Genomic DNA, 15,230 nt, shown 5'->3' with positions numbered 1-15,230 from the left:
GGTTAGTGCCGTTTTAAGCTTTGTAGCGGATAACGGGTTGACCGAACTGCACGACTTCAGAATTATCGACCAAAATCTCAGCGATAACGCCGCTTTGAGTGGCTTCTAAAGGGTTCATAATTTTCATAGCTTCGATAATACCTAAAGTATCACCGGCTTGAACCTGCTGACCCACTTTGACAAACGGTGGATCGTTGGGGCTAGGAGCAGCATAGAACACCCCAACCATAGGAGAGGTCTCAACGCTACCGGCTTTGGCTACAGGTTTTTCACTAGCAGCTGCAGGGGCTACGCTAGCGGCTGGGGCAGCCATCATGGTTGGTGCTGGCGCATCATAGTGACGAGTTAAGCTGATATGTTCATCATCAGAACTGACCTCTAAGTTGACGAGCTCATTTTCTTCCATGAGGGCGATTAGCGTGCGTATTTTTTCAATATCCATTGTTATCAAGGCCTTATGCTTAAGTTCAAAGAATCGGGTTTGAAATTTTGTATTTATGGGGCTGACAGTCAATAAGTATAATGTTCAGTTTATCCAAACTTATCGAATGACAGTGTAACAAAGTATTTAATAAGAATGACTCATGATACCTATCTTCGCCGCAATGAGCAATCAATGTACAGTTGTTAACTGAAAATTTTTACATATTATTGACGTAATGAGTAGCGATAGCAATATAGCCTAAGTGTTATACCTTAATATCAGCCATAAAAGTCGCCACTCATCAAAAAACAGATAACTCATCACGCTTATGGCGACCAAGCTATAGTTAAGCGTCTTTGCTGATAGCGCAAACGAATCGTCAATAAGATAGAAGCTAAAAATAAACCCGTAATCAACGCCATCCAAAACCCTTGCGCGCCAGTATCGGTATAGCGCACTAAATAAATACCAAGCGGTAACGCTACTATCCAATAGCAAAACAGCGTCACCCACATCGGCACAGTCGTATCTTGCATACCGCGCAGGATACCCGCGACGTTGACCTGCCAGCCATCAAATAGCTGATAAGCTAAGGCAAATATTAATAAATGCATGGCTTGAGCGCGCACGGCTGGATTGTCAGTGAAGGCCGCGGCCAACTGAGGCCGGAATAGCCAAACGCCAAGCATAGACGTCAATGCAATCAGTACTGTCCAAATGAGGCCCGTCACCTGTACATGGCGCAGGGCCAGCAAGTTTTTTTCGCCAAAGCGGTTAGAGATCATGATAGTCAGCGCCATAGCGACTGAAATAGGAATCATAAATAACTGAGAAGTAACGGCCAAAGCGACCTGATGCGAGGCGGTTGCCAACTCGCCAAGCGGACTAATAACCAGCGCCCCTAAGCTGAACAAACTGGCCTCAAAAAATATAGAAACCCCAATAGGTATACCCAGCTTTAAGAGTATTGCGATCTGAGCACGGCTAGGCGCACTAAAAGCATAAAAAAAGCGAGTATTAGCGAATTGTGCTCGCTTAGTAAATGCGGTATACACCGCAAGCAACAACACATTGATCCAAAGGACCATAGCCGTCGCGACCCCGCAGCCTGCACCGCCCATCTGCGGCATACCATAGAGACCATGGATGAAGATGTAGTTAAGCGGAATATCAGCAAGCAGGCCGATGATACTAATAATAGTCACCGGTTCAGGCCGTCCTAAGGCTTCGCAATAGCTACGAAGTACGGCATAGACAGCGAGCGCCGGAAAGCCAAAAGAGACGCCAAATAGATATTGCGACGCTATCGGCTGAATATTCTCAGGAACGCCCATTATCGGCAGAATATTGGGCGCTAAATTAACGATAATAAACCCAATAATACCAATTGCTGCCGCTGTCCATAAAGACTGCTGCGTGATGTTTGGTACGTCGCTATGCTTATTTTGACCGACCGCTTCACCTATGAGTGGTGTGGTGGCAATCAAGATACCAGTAGCGAGTAAGAACAGAGGCAGCCAAATGCCAGAGCCTACTGCTACGGCTGCCAAGTCAAGCGCAGACACTTGGCCTGCCATGATGGCATCGATTACTCCTAGCGACGCTTGGCAAAACTGAGTGATCAAAATAGGGAGTGCTAGTACGCCTAAACGTAGGCTATAGCTTTTGAAGTCTTTAAAGGATATTAGAGATGGCATAGTTCGCAACTGATTGGAATAAAATAACCCATCAATCCAAACGATGAATTGATGGGTCAAAAAAAAGGATAAACTGGCGCTGAAGTCAAAGTATCATCTCAACGCGAGCAAGTACTGATAATTACTGGACTTATATTAGTGTACCTACATTATAGCGCTAACGGACATAAATGATAAGCTTTCAGGCAAATCTAAAACTTAGAGCTTAATCGCCAAATGACCTATTATTATCGTCAAAGGCTTTATCACAAAAGCATAGTTAGTCGAAGCGCGTCGAAGCGCTTAGTATAATAGAGGCAAACTGCCAATTGTTATAAGATATCTAAACTCTCAGCCGTATTCATAATCGCCTGCCAATGCTTAGGCTCAAGGGGTATGACTGTCAATTGCTCGCAGCCTTTTTTGAGTAATAAGGAGTCATCAAGTGCCGGAATGAACTTCAGCTCTGATAGCGGAAGTATCTCTGTAAACGCTTGCTCAAATCTTAGATCAACCATATACCAACGCGGCTGCTCTTCGGTCGCTAGCGGGTCGTAATGGCGATGCTCTGGATGAAACTGACTTGGATCTGGATAACCGGCTCTGACCACGCTCATAATACCCGCGGCACCAGAGGGCTTAGCGCTTGAATGATAAAAAATCACTTGATCGCCGACGCGCATGTCATCACGCATAAAGTTGCGGGCGCGGTAGTTGCGTACTCCGTCCCAGCATTCTGTGCCTAAACGCTGTAAGTCAGCAATACCGAAATATTTGGGGTTCGATTTCATAAGCCAATAAGCCATACATCATCCTAATTTTTATTGAGTTTTCAAGTTCGATATTAGGGCGTGTTGAACATTCGACCTTGGCACTGACAGAGACTATTTTTTAGGCGATTTGCAGATAAAAATGGTAAGTTTAGTCGTTCTAAGCGTCTATTTTTATCAATAAAGTGGCAAAAAATAGTCCTGTCCCTGCAGGCTGATGCTAAAATCGCCCTAGTCGTTGCGAAAATCTAGCCAATGCAATAAGCATTACCTTCAATTTTCACTTAGACTAGAACTATTTTAGCTATCAGCAGTGCGAATTTGTGAATGTTCAACACGCCCTAGTTTAATAAATATAGAGCTTAACTGTGCCTAACATACTGAGCTATTAGTAGGCATATTTATTGAGGGTTTTGTTATCAACCCCCTTTTCTTTAACCATTAGAGTGGTTATCCTAGCGACCTTTATATTTGTATTTATACTCTGCATTTATACTCTTAAGCCTAACCAGGCCAGCATTTAAAACGGATATCTTTTTGACTGATAAATTACAGAGATTACATACGGCCGATAACGCCCAAAAGACGAATAGCTCAAAAGAGGCTAGTAGTGCCAAAATGACGAATATCGCAGTCAAGGCTATTCCGCTTGCGCTCTACATTCATATCCCTTGGTGCGTCAAAAAATGCCCTTATTGCGATTTTAATTCGCATGAGCTGCCAACAGATAGCCCGCTATCAATGTCTGAGACCTACGAGGACTATGTCGATGCACTGCTCGCCGATGCACTACTGCAGCAGCCATTAGCGCAAGGGCGCAAGCTGAGCTCCATTTTTATCGGTGGTGGTACGCCATCACTATTGCCTATTCCTCAGTATCAGCGTCTTTTTGAAGGGTTACGTCATTACTTTGATTTTGCCGATGATATCGAAATCACTATGGAGGCCAACCCAGGAACACTTGAGCACGCGCCTTTTACTGAGTATCTACAAGTCGGTATTAACCGCCTCTCTATCGGCGTACAAAGCTTCAGTGCCGATAAGCTCACAACGCTTGGCCGTATTCATGATCCGCAGCAAGCCGTTACGGCTATTAAGGCGGCGCGCGAAGCGGGATTCAGACGAGTCAATGTCGATCTGATGCATGGACTGCCGCAGCAAAGCTTAGTTGAAGCGCTCCATGATATCCAGTTGGCTCATGACACGGGCGCTACTCATATCTCTTGGTATCAGCTCACCATTGAGCCTAATACAGTGTTTTATCGTAATCAGCCTGTTTTACCGGATGAGGATAATTTAGCTGATATTGAAGAGGCGGGAGGCGCGTTATTACAAAGTCTAGGCTATAGCAACTATGAAGTGTCTGCTTGGGCTGGCAGGCTAGATACGCCTTGTCGTCATAATCTCAACTATTGGCAGTTTGGCGACTATCTTGCGATTGGGGCAGGGGCACATGGTAAGGTCAGTATTGATCTGCTTACAGCCGAGAATGATACTAAAAAGAAGATAAGTACTTTGGTATCGTCAATAGATAATACTTCACTAGAACCGGAGAACGACACGGCTCCCATCTATCGCTACAGCAAATCACGCTTACCTAAGGATTATCTGAATTATAAAAACCAGCCAAATGACAATCATGCAAATAACGAAAATTCAAATAGACAGAACAACATTGCAACGATGCCGGCACCGAAGATGGTCGGTTGGAGCGCTATTGCTAGCGATGAATTGGTGAGCGAGTTTATGCTCAATGCGCTCAGACTACATGATGGGGTAACATGGCAGTTATTTGAGGCGCGTACAGGAATGAGTTATAAGGACATCGCTGATTCGGTAGAGAGGTTAGTAGCTAAAGGCTTGTTAACTGAGTCGACTGAAAAACTGCAAACGACTGCATTAGGTCGGCGCTATCTTAATCAAATATTGCGCGCGTTTTTATAGCGTCTGATAGCTATGATCAAAGCTGTAGACATAAAAAAAGACTTATCAACTAAATGATAAGCCTTTTTAATGCAAAATCTACTTATTGAGCTTAGATTTTGTTTTGAACGTCTTGTGCGCTGTCAGTTACAGCGTTGCCTGCGCTTTTAACGTCTTGGCCAAGACCTTTAAAAGTGTTGCAACCAGTTAGTACAAACATAGCTGTCAAAGATGCGATAACTAATTTTTTCATAGTAATTTCCTCAAGATAATTTGGTTTTTGGATAATATAAATGGTTTTAAACACTTAAATGCTATAAACACGGTGCTTTATAATCACCTATCAAGATTGGACAAAACGGTGAATAAACCTCGTAAAAAAACAACTTCTTCTAAAAGCGGAACTCTTTAAGAAGTTCTATCTATCGCCTTGTCATCCGATAGAGCCATCATAATAAAAGTTGAAATGCATGCAAAGTATCAAAGTGTAAGTATTAGCCATAATCTGTAACTTGTAATTACGATGACGTTAAATAGGGTTACATCGCCACTAGTTATAAACAATTATCGTGTCTTACTTTGCATGGCTTTTCATGTATGACTTAAATTAGAGTCTAAAATATTTAATTACTTGCCTATGGAACGCTTATGACCATTCATATTGTGCTTGTCGCCCCAAAGATGCCGAGCAATACCGGTAATATCATTCGCTTATGTGCCAATAGCGGCGCACAGTTGCACCTAGTCCAACCTTTAGGGTTTGAGCTTGAAGATAAGAAACTTCGCCGCGCAGGACTTGATTATCATGAGTATGCTCATCTACAAGTACACGCAGATTGGGCAGCTACCAAAAAAGCGTTAACAACGGCAGAGTGCCATATTATCACTGCATTGACCACGAAGCTAAGTCATCCACTTTATGAGTATGATTTTGGTCAAGGAGATAATAGCGCAAAGACACCTAATGTTGCCCTGGTTTTTGGCTCTGAGACCTCAGGGCTAGCGGATGATATACGAGAAGATATAGGTGCAGATAATTGGCTGCGACTACCGATGCTGCCGGACTCGCGCAGCTTAAATCTAGCCAACAGTGTGGCGATATGTCTGTATGAGGTATGGCGACAGCAGGGGTTTTTTGGAGACACTGGCCGCAGTACAGGCTATGAGATTCTAAGCGCTTATGACCCTAAAGAATAGCAGTCGTTAAACTCATTAAGCGCCCAGTATATTAAGACAGAATAAGTCAGCTGTTATAACCGCTATTACAGACAATTCGGCGGCTTAGGTAAACCTGCTAGCCGATTAACATGACGAGCGACTAAGCCGGTATTAAAAATCTGTTGCAACTTTTGATTGCTAATATCATGTTCAGGCAAGGTCTTTTGTAGCCATTTGATTAAAGGGCGAGTGGCCGGCGCGTGATTAAATTTATCAAAAAACGCGCGTACTTGTTGCAAGATTTGCAAGTGCTCAGCGTTTAGGCTGACGTCTAAAGTGTCGGCGAGCTGCTGGGCGACCTCTGGCGTCCAAAGGGTGTGATCGCAAAGATGACCGTCTTGGTCTAGCGACATAGTGGTGATTGAGGAGGTGCTGTCAGTCTGAGTCATAAGGCAATGGTCACCACGTTATCAAATGTGCTGTCTTGGGTAAGTTTGACCCACTCTGTATCGCTCAATACGGCGTCGACTTTATTGTTCAGCTTGAGCTTTGTAGTAGTAGCCTCATCAAGCTGCGAGAGGTCTGCGCTCAAGGCGTAAATATTAGCAATGCCTGTTATCTCATTTTCTTTTAGATAAGCGGTAAGCCAATCGATAAAGGCGGCAGTGCTACCTAATAACATCAGGCTGTCACCATGGCGCCAAGTGAGGGCGAGCTGATCGGTACTGCGTCTAAGGTTGTCCATCGTGCTATGTAATTGGTATAAAGTCGCCATAATAAAAGAGTCCAAAAATAGGGCGTTAGCAGTTAGCTTAATAGGTATGTAATCAATAAGGTCTTTAAGCTTGAAGTCTCTGATTTAAGCTTGAAGTGTCTAGAATTTACTCAAAAAGAGAAAATGTTTTGAATATTTTAAAAACTTAAAACCTGCTGAAAGTCGTTAATATTAATCACCTCAGGCACTAAGGTTAACTGACCGGCTAAGTCATCAGGCAGTACACCTGTCAGCCAACCACTAAATACATCTTCTGGCAACCAAGCCGGCGGCATATCGTATAATTCGAGCGACTGGATCATGCCATGTAAGCGTGCTTTGGGCTGCATCAATAAGCCAAACACTGGCGCATCCAAATACAGCTGTACCTCATGGCCAAAAGTTGCCAAGGTTAATGCCAAAGCGCAGCCTTCATAGCTTGCCATCTCAGTCGCTGTACGCAGTTGAATTAATAACTTCATCATTAGTCCTTAAAACGCAATTAGGCGATTGTCATCTTGTAGCATCATAGCCAGCTCGCTAAGTCCAACTAGCGTAAAGCCGTCAGCTAAATTATCACCGGTTAGCTGATGACGGGCACTGTTTTCACTATCACTGACGCCGCGACTCAGCGCCGTACTAACACAAACCGGCAAAGCTAACTCATGCTTACGGGCGAGCGCTTGCCACTGTTGAGTCAAATCAAGCTGATCGGCAGATTGCCAGCGCAAACGATTGGCTAGATGAGCGCTATCTGCATAAAAAAACAACTGCAAGGTCGGCTTTTTATTTTCATCGGTCTCGTTAAGTAAAGCTTTGGCGTAACGCAGCGCTACATGAGCTAGCGGATGGCTAGGGTCTTTAGTAACCAGCAGGGTAGTCTTGGTAGTCATAAATGTAGTATCACAAAGTTTTGCAAAGTATAAGGTATGGTCGACTTTCAGTTCAATAGACGCTAGTATTTTATCTCTTTTTCAAGATAGGCTTAGTGATGAGAGTCTTTAAAGTCAGTTTGTTTATGCTAACATAAAGCTGAAAATTCACTACTACCTATGTTACTAGGAAACGAGTTATATGCTATCTGTGTCAACAGAGATGTCCTCCACTACACCGAGCGTGGCAAGTTATCAACCCACTGCTGAGCAGCTGCAAGTCTTGCAAACCGCGAGTGAGTTTGCTTATCAGGTGTGGGAGAGTAGGACGATATCCTGCCAAACCTTTCTACGTAGCTATCCTCTAGAGCAAACCTTAACGCGTCAACAAATCGACGATCTTATTCAAGATTATACCTTAGATGAGAACTATCAAACCGCTGATGAGCCCAAAGTCATGAGCGGTCTGCGCCATCTACGTATGCTGCTGATGATGCGCTGGATCTGGCAAGATGCGCTGAGTATTATCTCACTTGAACAGCTCACCGATGAGCTCTCTGAGTTTGCTGATGGCTGTATCTTATTTGCTAAAGACTACACCTATGAGCAATTGATTGTTAAATATGGCAAGCCTACCTTTATTAATGAGCAAGGCGAGCTAAAAACGGATGACATGGCTATTATGGCTATGGGGAAGTTAGGCGCTCATGAGCTTAATTTGTCTAGTGATATCGACCTTGTCTTTGTGCATCAAGCCCGCGGCATGACTGATGGTGATAAGTCTAAGGGCACGCGCAGCATCGATAACAAGCGCTTTATGACGCGCTTAGGACAAGGGATTATCAAACTGCTGGATAATAATACTGCTGATGGTTTTGTCTTTCGGGTAGATATGCGCCTGCGCCCTTGGGGTGATGGTAGTGATCTGGCGATTCATTTGTCTGCACTGCAAAAATACTTTGCCAATCATGGCCGCGCTTGGGAGCGTTTTGCTTGGCTCAAAGCGCGGGTAATCGGAGAAGTATCACCAGAATTTTATAATGAGCTACAAGCGCTGATTAAGCCTTTTGTGTTTCGCTATTACGTAGATTATAGTGCCTTCTCAGCGCTGCGTGAAATGAAGTCCTTGATTAAGAACCAAGTCGCGCAGCGTGAGGATTTAGATAACATCAAACTCGGTGCTGGCGGTATTCGAGATATTGAGTTTATCGTACAGGCGTTTCAGTTGATTTACGGTGGTCGCCATCCGCAGTTACAAGTCAAGTCTTGTTTACAGGCAATGCAGGCTCTGTGCGAGCTTGAGTATTTAGAGCCGGACACCTATAAGCAGTTGCAAGCCGCCTACCGCTTTTTGCGGCGCCTTGAGCATGGTCTGCAGGCCATTAATGATCAGCAAACACAGCGCTTGCCTCATGATGAGCAGTGGCAACACAACCTAGCTATTACTTTAGGGTTTGCAGATTGGTCAGCGTTACTCACGACGCTAAACGCCCATCGAGAAACGGTCAATCTCCCTTTTGAGCGGATGGTGACCGAACGGCAAATGCCTACGCAAGATGACAGCCTGCCGCCGCCAACCGATCTTGACGAACAACTCATCCAGCTAGATACGATACTCAGCGAAGAAAACCGCGCACAGTTGCAAGCGTTTTGGGATTCTAAAATGATAGCGAATCTAAGCGATGAGGCGCGTGAGAGGTTAGACGACGCTTATCCGGTGATTATTCACGCTTTGCTTGCCCATCATGAACAGCAGCAGTTGGCGAATAGCGCCTTACCGCGACTGATTACCTTGCTAGAGGCGATTTGTCGGCGCTCTATTTACTTGGTTATGATTGCAGAGAACCCCAATGCGACTGTTGAGCTAATACCAATGCTATCAGCTAGTCCTTGGATAGCCGGTGAGTTGGCGCGCTATCCGGTGCTACTAGATACTTTTTTGCAGCAGCGCTATCGTCACCTGCCAGACAAGCTTGAGCTACGAGATATCTTGCGTCAGCGTTTGCTTCGCGTTGAGCCAAGTGATGAAGAGGAGTTACTTAGTGTCCTGCGCTTATTTAAAAAGAATCAAGTATTAGCAGTAGCGGCAAGCGACGTGTTGGCCGAAAGACCGATTATGAAAGTCTCAGACTCGCTGACTTATATTGCAGAGGTGGTATTAGAAGCGGCACTTGAGCGCGCTTTTGCTGAGCTGGTTAAGCGCTATGGTTATCCAATCGCTCAAAATGGCGATCCGGTAACGGAGGCCGATTGCGGTTTTGCTATTATTGGCTATGGTAAGCTTGGCGGGCTTGAATTGTCTTATTCTTCTGATTTGGACTTGGTGTTCTTGCATAAGATAAAAGAGCAAGGCATGACGACCGGCGAGAAGTCAGTCAGCGGCATGAAATTTGCCGCAAGGCTTGCGCAAAAGCTTATGACCTATCTCAATACCCAAACCCGTGATGGGCGTGCTTATGAGATTGATATGCGCTTGCGTCCTTCGGGCAATGCGGGCATGATGATCGTTTCTTGTCATGCGTTTGAAACCTATCAGCGCGACAAAGCTTGGGCATGGGAGCATCAAGCGCTAGTGCGTGCGCGTGCTATCTGCGGGGATAAGCGCGTGACCGCGCGGTTTGTTGAGATACGCCGCGAAGTGTTATCGCTGCCGCGTACCCTTGATGAAGTGCGCTTGGAGGTGACGCGAATGCGCCTAAAAATGCAGCGTCATCTTGGGACGAGTCGTCAAAAAAAGAAAGCCGGTAAATTTGATCTAAAGCAGGACGCAGGCGGCATTGTTGATATTGAGTTTTTAGCTCAGTTTGCTGTGCTGGCCTATGCGCATGACTACCCAAGCTTGACTAAATGGAGCGACAATGTGCGTATCTTTGAGGAGATGGCGAAGCTTGGCATTTGGGAGCACTCCGTCTGTCAGGACTTGACAGACGCCTATTTACGCATCCGCGCCTCCACTCATCAATTAGCGCTTGCTGAACAGTCTTTGCTAGTGGATGAATCGTTATGGCTTGAAACAAGAGCGCTCGTACAAGACCAGTGGCAGCGCTTGATGGGAGTCACTGAAAACGAAGATAACTCATAACCATAAGTACAGACTACAAGCAGTAGCGTTACAAAGGCTGTATGGGGCTATAATGTCCCATAAACAAAAGCTATCGGCTGCTAAAATAAAAAGTTTTATTCGCCAAGGCTGCCGGTGATATAATCAGCTCAATTTGTACTTAAAACATTTACTTCTACAAAAAAGTTAGACGTTAGCGCTAGCATAAGGACTATAAAATGAATATGGCAACACAAGACGGTAAGCTTTGGATGAATGGCACAATAATTGAACAACCAGATGCCAACGTTCATGTGCTTACCCATAGCTTGCACTATGGCATGGCAGTGTTTGAAGGCGTACGCGCTTATCAAACCGCTGACAATCGTACTGCTATATTTCGTCTAAAAGAGCATACTGAACGTCTATTAGGCTCTGCCAAAATCTTCCAAATGGATGTGCCTTTTGATGCGACCACGCTAGAGCAAGCACATAAAGATGTGGTCAAGCAAAATAACTTAGCAGAAGCTTATATTCGTCCGCTTATTTGGGTCGGTGCAGAAAAGCTTGGCCTGTCTTCACGTGACAGTAGCATTAATGCCATGGTTGCTGCTTGGCACTGGGGCGCATATCTCGGAGAAGACGGTATCAAAAACGGTATCCGCGTAAAAACCTCTTCATTCACGCATCATCTACCAAATGTCACTATGTGTAAGGCCAAAGCTTCGAGCAACTATCCCGTCTCTATCATGGCCAACCAAGAAGTCACTCGTAACGGTTATGATGAAGCCATCCTAATGGACCCACAAGGTTATGTCTGCCAAGGCGCTGGCGAAAACTTATTCTTAGTGAAAGACGGCGTGCTACATACACCAGATTTAGGCGGCGGAGCACTTGACGGTATCACCCGTCGTACGATCATTCAGTTTGCCGCTGATCTCGGTATCAAAGTCGTCGAGCGCCGCATCACTCGTGATGAGTTCTACTTAGCAGACGAGATCTTTATGACTGGCACCGCTGCCGAAGTGACTCCGATTCGTGAATATGATGATCGTACCATCGGTAATGGTGGCCGCGGACCATTGACCGAAAAACTACAAACCTTGTATTTTGATGTGGTACATGGTCGTAATGAGAAATATATGGACTGGCTCAGCTTTATTGACTAATAAAGTCGTTAGTTTAAAGACCAAAAAGGCTGAACATAATTGTTCAGTCTTTTTTTATGCTAATATAGCCATCATATTTATTCTTAAGATTAAAGTGAGCAGTCCATGCCAATAGATTCTAGTACAGCAGATAACAATAATATCAAACAAATTATTTGTATTAAATGGGGTACAAAGTACGGGGCTGATTATGCCAATAAATTGTATGGCATGGTATCTCGCAATATTACGCCACCGTTTCGTTTCGTCTGTTTTACCGATGATACCACCGATGTACGTCCAGAAATCGAATGTCAAGAATTGCCACCATTAGATGTCACCATGCCAACCAACACACTTGGCAAGTGGCCAAAATCACGTTTGTGGGGTGAGAAGTTAGGTGATTTGACAGGGACAGTATTATTTGTAGATTTGGATGTGATTATAGTAGATAGCCTCGATCCTTTCTTTGAGTATGGCGAGCCGGACGATGTTATTTTGTCTTATAACCCGAGTAACCCGCTAGAGCGCCTCGGCCAGACTTCTTGCTTCCGCTTTCAGGTAGGGTCGCTTGTCTCACTACAAGAAAAATTCAAAGCCGATCCGCAAGGCATCGCGGACAAATATCGTTTTGAGCAGCGCTTTGTGACGCGTAACGCCCCAGGCGGGGTTAAGTTATTTCCGAAAAAGTGGGTTGCGCATTTTAGACGCAAATGTCGTCAACCGTTCCCATTTAACTATATCAAAGAGCCAAAGATTCCTAAAGGTGCTCGAATTGTTATTTTCCCTGGCGACTTATATCCGACACATGCGATCGAAGGTAGATACAATAAAAATGCTGCTAACAATGCCAAAGATCACTTAAAAAGATTAACTGAGCCCAAAAATCTAAAAAGACCGCTACGTCACTTGCGCCATTTTATCTTGCCAGTAGGGTGGGTTGAGAAATATTGGAAAGAATAAGTTTGAACCTTAAATTTTTACTCTAGAACCATAACAATATCTAATACAGTAGTAGGTCATATATCATGAAGCAGAGCACTGATAAAATAGTAGTATTGATTATTAGCGCCATAAAAGGAGGTGGAGCTGAGCGCTCTGTATTAACTTTGGGGCAAGGCTTTCATGAATTGGGCTATAAAGTGCATATTTTAAGGTTCAAGTCTCTTACAGAGTATGATTTAAATCCTAACCTTGTTTATCATCTGCTTAAATTTAAACCCTATAAGTTAATTCCTAATGAGCGCTTTCGACATAAGCTGTTTGCGCGTGCTATCGATAACTTTATTGAGAAAAAAATCGGAAAGCCAGACATTGTATTATCTAATTTAGAACCATCAGATAGAGTCATGGTTTATAGTAGACTACCCAATATCATGTACATTATTAGAAATAATATTTCTAATAAGTTCAAACTAACTGATAGCAATAAATTAGAAAATAAAATTAGCAAGCTACAGCATATTTATAGGAAGCATCCTTGCGTATGTGTTTCGAAGGGTGTGGAAAATGACTTGCAGGCAAGGCTAGGCCCGCATATCACTAGTACAACGATTTACAATCCTTTTGATAAGCAGCTGATTAAACAGATGAGCAATGAGTCGTATAGTACGCCTCATAGTGTACTTAAGCCAAATCAATATATAGTTCATGTGGGTAGCTTTACATACCAAAAAGCTCATGATGTTTTGTTAAAAGCTTATGCTCAATCATCTATGGTTTATCCTTTAGTATTGTTAGGTAAAGGTAAAATGTTTGATGAAACTAAAGCATTGGCTAAAAGCTTAGGAATAAATGATAAAGTAATCTTTTTAGGATTCAATAAAAATCCCTACCCATATATGAAAAACGCAAGAGGGCTTGTGCTGTCATCACGTTTTGAAGGATTTGTGAGAGTCGTACCAGAAGCATTAACTTTAGATACGCCAGTAGTAAGTACTGATTGTCCATCAGGGCCAAGTGAGATGCTACCTGCAAGTAGTCTGGTGCCTGTAGACGATATCGATGCTTTAGCAATCAAAATAACAGAATTAATGGCTGATCCACAATTTTTCAGAGTGGGTTTAGATGAAAGTTTTCTGCCTAAGAATATTGCTCAGCAGTATATTGATTATTCAACGTCTTAATAGATGGTTATAACATATTGATAAATGAATGAGTGTAAATACAATCAAAAGAAATAAGTATATTTAGGTTTGAGCGTTATTTAGAAAAAATCGCGCTTGTTTTCATTGATGTTATGAGAAATTATTCAAAACGTTATAATTGTAGCGGAACAACCTATTTTTAAAACTATATTTTTTGAATACCCAATTAATAAGAAAGTAAAAGTGAGAGGTTATAATAACAATATGGGAAAAGCTTTTATCGAAAAAAAAAGTAAAATCTTATTGGTTATTAATTCTTTGAAAGGCGGTGGTGCCGAACGAGTAGTATTGACCTTAGGGCAAGGTTTCCATGATTTAGGGTACGAAGTTCATGTTTTGACGTTCAAACCTCAAGTAGAGTTCAGCCTTAACCCAAATTTAAACTATCACATGCTAAAATTTAAGAATTTCAAACTTATACCAAAATTAGACCGTCGTGATAGAGTGTTTGCATATGTAGTCGATCGGTACATATCGAAGAAAATTGGAAAGCCAGAACTTATCATATCAAATCTTGATCGTGCTGATAGTATTTTAAGTTACAGTCGTTTGTCGAATATTACTTATGTTATTCACAATACTGTTTCGTTATTGTATGGCTTTAATATAAAAGATAATCATGATAAAAAAATAAAGTTTAGTAAAATTTATTCAAAACATCCTTGTATATGTGTTAGTCAAGGTGCTGAGAAGGATTTTATAAAGAGCTTTGGTCAAATTACGCCAACCACTGCAATCTATAATCCAATTGATAAAGACAGTATTCAAGAACAAGCTAAAGCCTTCATTCCTGAATATCAAAACTATATCATTCATGTGGGTAGTTTCAAAGATGCAAAGCGGCATGATGTATTGGTAAAGGCTTACGCAAAAACTGATCAATCTATGCCACTGTTGCTTTTGGGTCAAGGCAAATACAAAGATGATATAGAACAATTGGTTAAAAATTTAAATATAGAGGACAAAGTGATATTTTTAGGTTTTCAAGAAAATCCTTTTCCCTATATTAAGCATGCACAATTTAAAGTGCTAACCTCTGATTGGGAAGGTTTTGCGTTAGTCATTGCCGAAGCTTTGGTGCTAAATACACCCGTCATCAGTACCGACTGTCCATCAGGTCCCAGTGAATTATTGCCTCAAAAAAATCTGATGCCAATGGGTGATGTTGATGCTATTGCTGACACACTCAGTCAAGCTATGGAAAATCCAGAACAATTTCAAGCGCCTTTTGATGAGGCGCTTTTACCTGCTAAAATCGCTGAAAAATATCTTCATTTTGTACAAAGTATTAAACAGAAGTGATAGAGTCCTATGAATA

15 protein-coding genes are annotated in these 15,230 nt (G+C 42.9%); 7 read left to right on the top strand and 8 right to left on the bottom strand.

The features are described from left to right. Nucleotides 1-13 precede the first annotated feature (13 nt). The 3 genes from accB to JMY03_RS08535 form a co-directional block, all read right to left on the bottom strand. Nucleotides 14-442: an acetyl-CoA carboxylase biotin carboxyl carrier protein gene (gene accB, locus JMY03_RS08545; RefSeq protein ID WP_201602958.1), complete on the bottom strand. Its 429-nt coding sequence runs from the start codon at nucleotides 440-442 to the stop codon at nucleotides 14-16. A 308-nt stretch (nucleotides 443-750) separates the two neighbouring features. Continuing rightward, nucleotides 751-2,121, bottom strand: coding sequence for an MATE family efflux transporter (locus JMY03_RS08540; RefSeq protein WP_201602956.1), 1,371 nt, complete (start codon nucleotides 2,119-2,121; stop codon nucleotides 751-753). A 311-nt stretch (nucleotides 2,122-2,432) separates the two neighbouring features. Further along, nucleotides 2,433-2,906: an EVE domain-containing protein gene (locus JMY03_RS08535; protein WP_025646887.1), complete on the bottom strand. Its 474-nt coding sequence runs from the start codon at nucleotides 2,904-2,906 to the stop codon at nucleotides 2,433-2,435. Nucleotides 2,907-3,488: 582 nt separating this feature from the next. On the opposite strand from JMY03_RS08535, the gene hemW reads away from it, so the two are divergent. Continuing rightward, the gene (hemW, locus tag JMY03_RS08530; RefSeq protein ID WP_201603301.1) at nucleotides 3,489-4,814 is read left to right on the top strand and encodes a radical SAM family heme chaperone HemW; all 1,326 of its coding nucleotides are present in this window, start codon (nucleotides 3,489-3,491) and stop codon (nucleotides 4,812-4,814) included. Nucleotides 4,815-4,905: 91 nt separating this feature from the next. Here hemW and JMY03_RS08525 read toward each other — a convergent pair whose 3' ends face one another. Further along, a complete protein-coding gene (locus JMY03_RS08525) occupies nucleotides 4,906-5,046 on the bottom strand; it encodes an entericidin A/B family lipoprotein (RefSeq protein ID WP_025646889.1) in 141 nt (46 codons plus the stop codon). A 395-nt stretch (nucleotides 5,047-5,441) separates the two neighbouring features. Here JMY03_RS08525 and JMY03_RS08520 point away from each other — a divergent pair, with 395 nt between their 5' ends. Then, nucleotides 5,442-5,990, top strand: coding sequence for a tRNA (cytidine(34)-2'-O)-methyltransferase (locus tag JMY03_RS08520; RefSeq protein WP_201602954.1), 549 nt, complete (start codon nucleotides 5,442-5,444; stop codon nucleotides 5,988-5,990). Nucleotides 5,991-6,055: 65 nt separating this feature from the next. On the opposite strand, the gene JMY03_RS08515 is transcribed toward JMY03_RS08520, so the two are convergent. The 4 genes from JMY03_RS08515 to tusD all read right to left on the bottom strand — a co-directional run bounded on the left by JMY03_RS08515 (nucleotide 6,056) and on the right by tusD (nucleotide 7,598). After that, a complete protein-coding gene (locus tag JMY03_RS08515) occupies nucleotides 6,056-6,364 on the bottom strand; it encodes a TusE/DsrC/DsvC family sulfur relay protein (RefSeq protein ID WP_201603298.1) in 309 nt (102 codons plus the stop codon). A 32-nt stretch (nucleotides 6,365-6,396) separates the two neighbouring features. Next, nucleotides 6,397-6,726, bottom strand: coding sequence for a hypothetical protein (locus JMY03_RS08510; protein ID WP_025646892.1), 330 nt, complete (start codon nucleotides 6,724-6,726; stop codon nucleotides 6,397-6,399). Between the two features lie 137 nt (nucleotides 6,727-6,863). Further along, nucleotides 6,864-7,187 carry a hypothetical protein gene (locus tag JMY03_RS08505; RefSeq protein WP_201602952.1) on the bottom strand — a complete coding sequence of 108 codons (324 nt, stop codon included), beginning with the start codon at nucleotides 7,185-7,187 and terminating at the stop codon, nucleotides 6,864-6,866. Between the two features lie 9 nt (nucleotides 7,188-7,196). Then, complete coding sequence (gene tusD / locus JMY03_RS08500; RefSeq protein WP_201602950.1) at nucleotides 7,197-7,598, bottom strand: sulfurtransferase complex subunit TusD; 402 nt, start codon at nucleotides 7,596-7,598, stop codon at nucleotides 7,197-7,199. Nucleotides 7,599-7,800: 202 nt separating this feature from the next. On the opposite strand from tusD, the gene glnE reads away from it, so the two are divergent. The 5 genes from glnE to JMY03_RS08475 all read left to right on the top strand — a co-directional run bounded on the left by glnE (nucleotide 7,801) and on the right by JMY03_RS08475 (nucleotide 15,214). Continuing rightward, complete coding sequence (gene glnE / locus JMY03_RS08495; protein ID WP_201603296.1) at nucleotides 7,801-10,659, top strand: bifunctional [glutamate--ammonia ligase]-adenylyl-L-tyrosine phosphorylase/[glutamate--ammonia-ligase] adenylyltransferase; 2,859 nt, start codon at nucleotides 7,801-7,803, stop codon at nucleotides 10,657-10,659. A 197-nt stretch (nucleotides 10,660-10,856) separates the two neighbouring features. Further along, nucleotides 10,857-11,786, top strand: a complete 930-nt coding sequence (locus tag JMY03_RS08490) for a branched-chain amino acid transaminase (RefSeq protein ID WP_201602947.1) — start codon at nucleotides 10,857-10,859, stop codon at nucleotides 11,784-11,786. 105 nt (nucleotides 11,787-11,891) lie between these two features. Beyond that, the gene (locus JMY03_RS08485; protein ID WP_201602944.1) at nucleotides 11,892-12,728 is read left to right on the top strand and encodes a glycosyl transferase; all 837 of its coding nucleotides are present in this window, start codon (nucleotides 11,892-11,894) and stop codon (nucleotides 12,726-12,728) included. Nucleotides 12,729-12,793: 65 nt separating this feature from the next. After that, the gene (locus JMY03_RS08480; RefSeq protein WP_201602941.1) at nucleotides 12,794-13,891 is read left to right on the top strand and encodes a glycosyltransferase; all 1,098 of its coding nucleotides are present in this window, start codon (nucleotides 12,794-12,796) and stop codon (nucleotides 13,889-13,891) included. A gap of 225 nt (nucleotides 13,892-14,116) precedes the next feature. After that, nucleotides 14,117-15,214 carry a glycosyltransferase gene (locus JMY03_RS08475; RefSeq protein ID WP_227675563.1) on the top strand — a complete coding sequence of 366 codons (1,098 nt, stop codon included), beginning with the start codon at nucleotides 14,117-14,119 and terminating at the stop codon, nucleotides 15,212-15,214. Nucleotides 15,215-15,230 lie beyond the last annotated feature (16 nt).

The sequence above is a fragment of the Psychrobacter submarinus genome (genome assembly GCF_904846685.1).
In the GTDB taxonomy this organism is placed as follows: domain Bacteria; phylum Pseudomonadota; class Gammaproteobacteria; order Pseudomonadales; family Moraxellaceae; genus Psychrobacter; species Psychrobacter submarinus.
The sequence above is the reverse complement of the archived record's forward strand: the minus strand, read 5'-3'. Positions and strand labels throughout refer to the sequence as shown.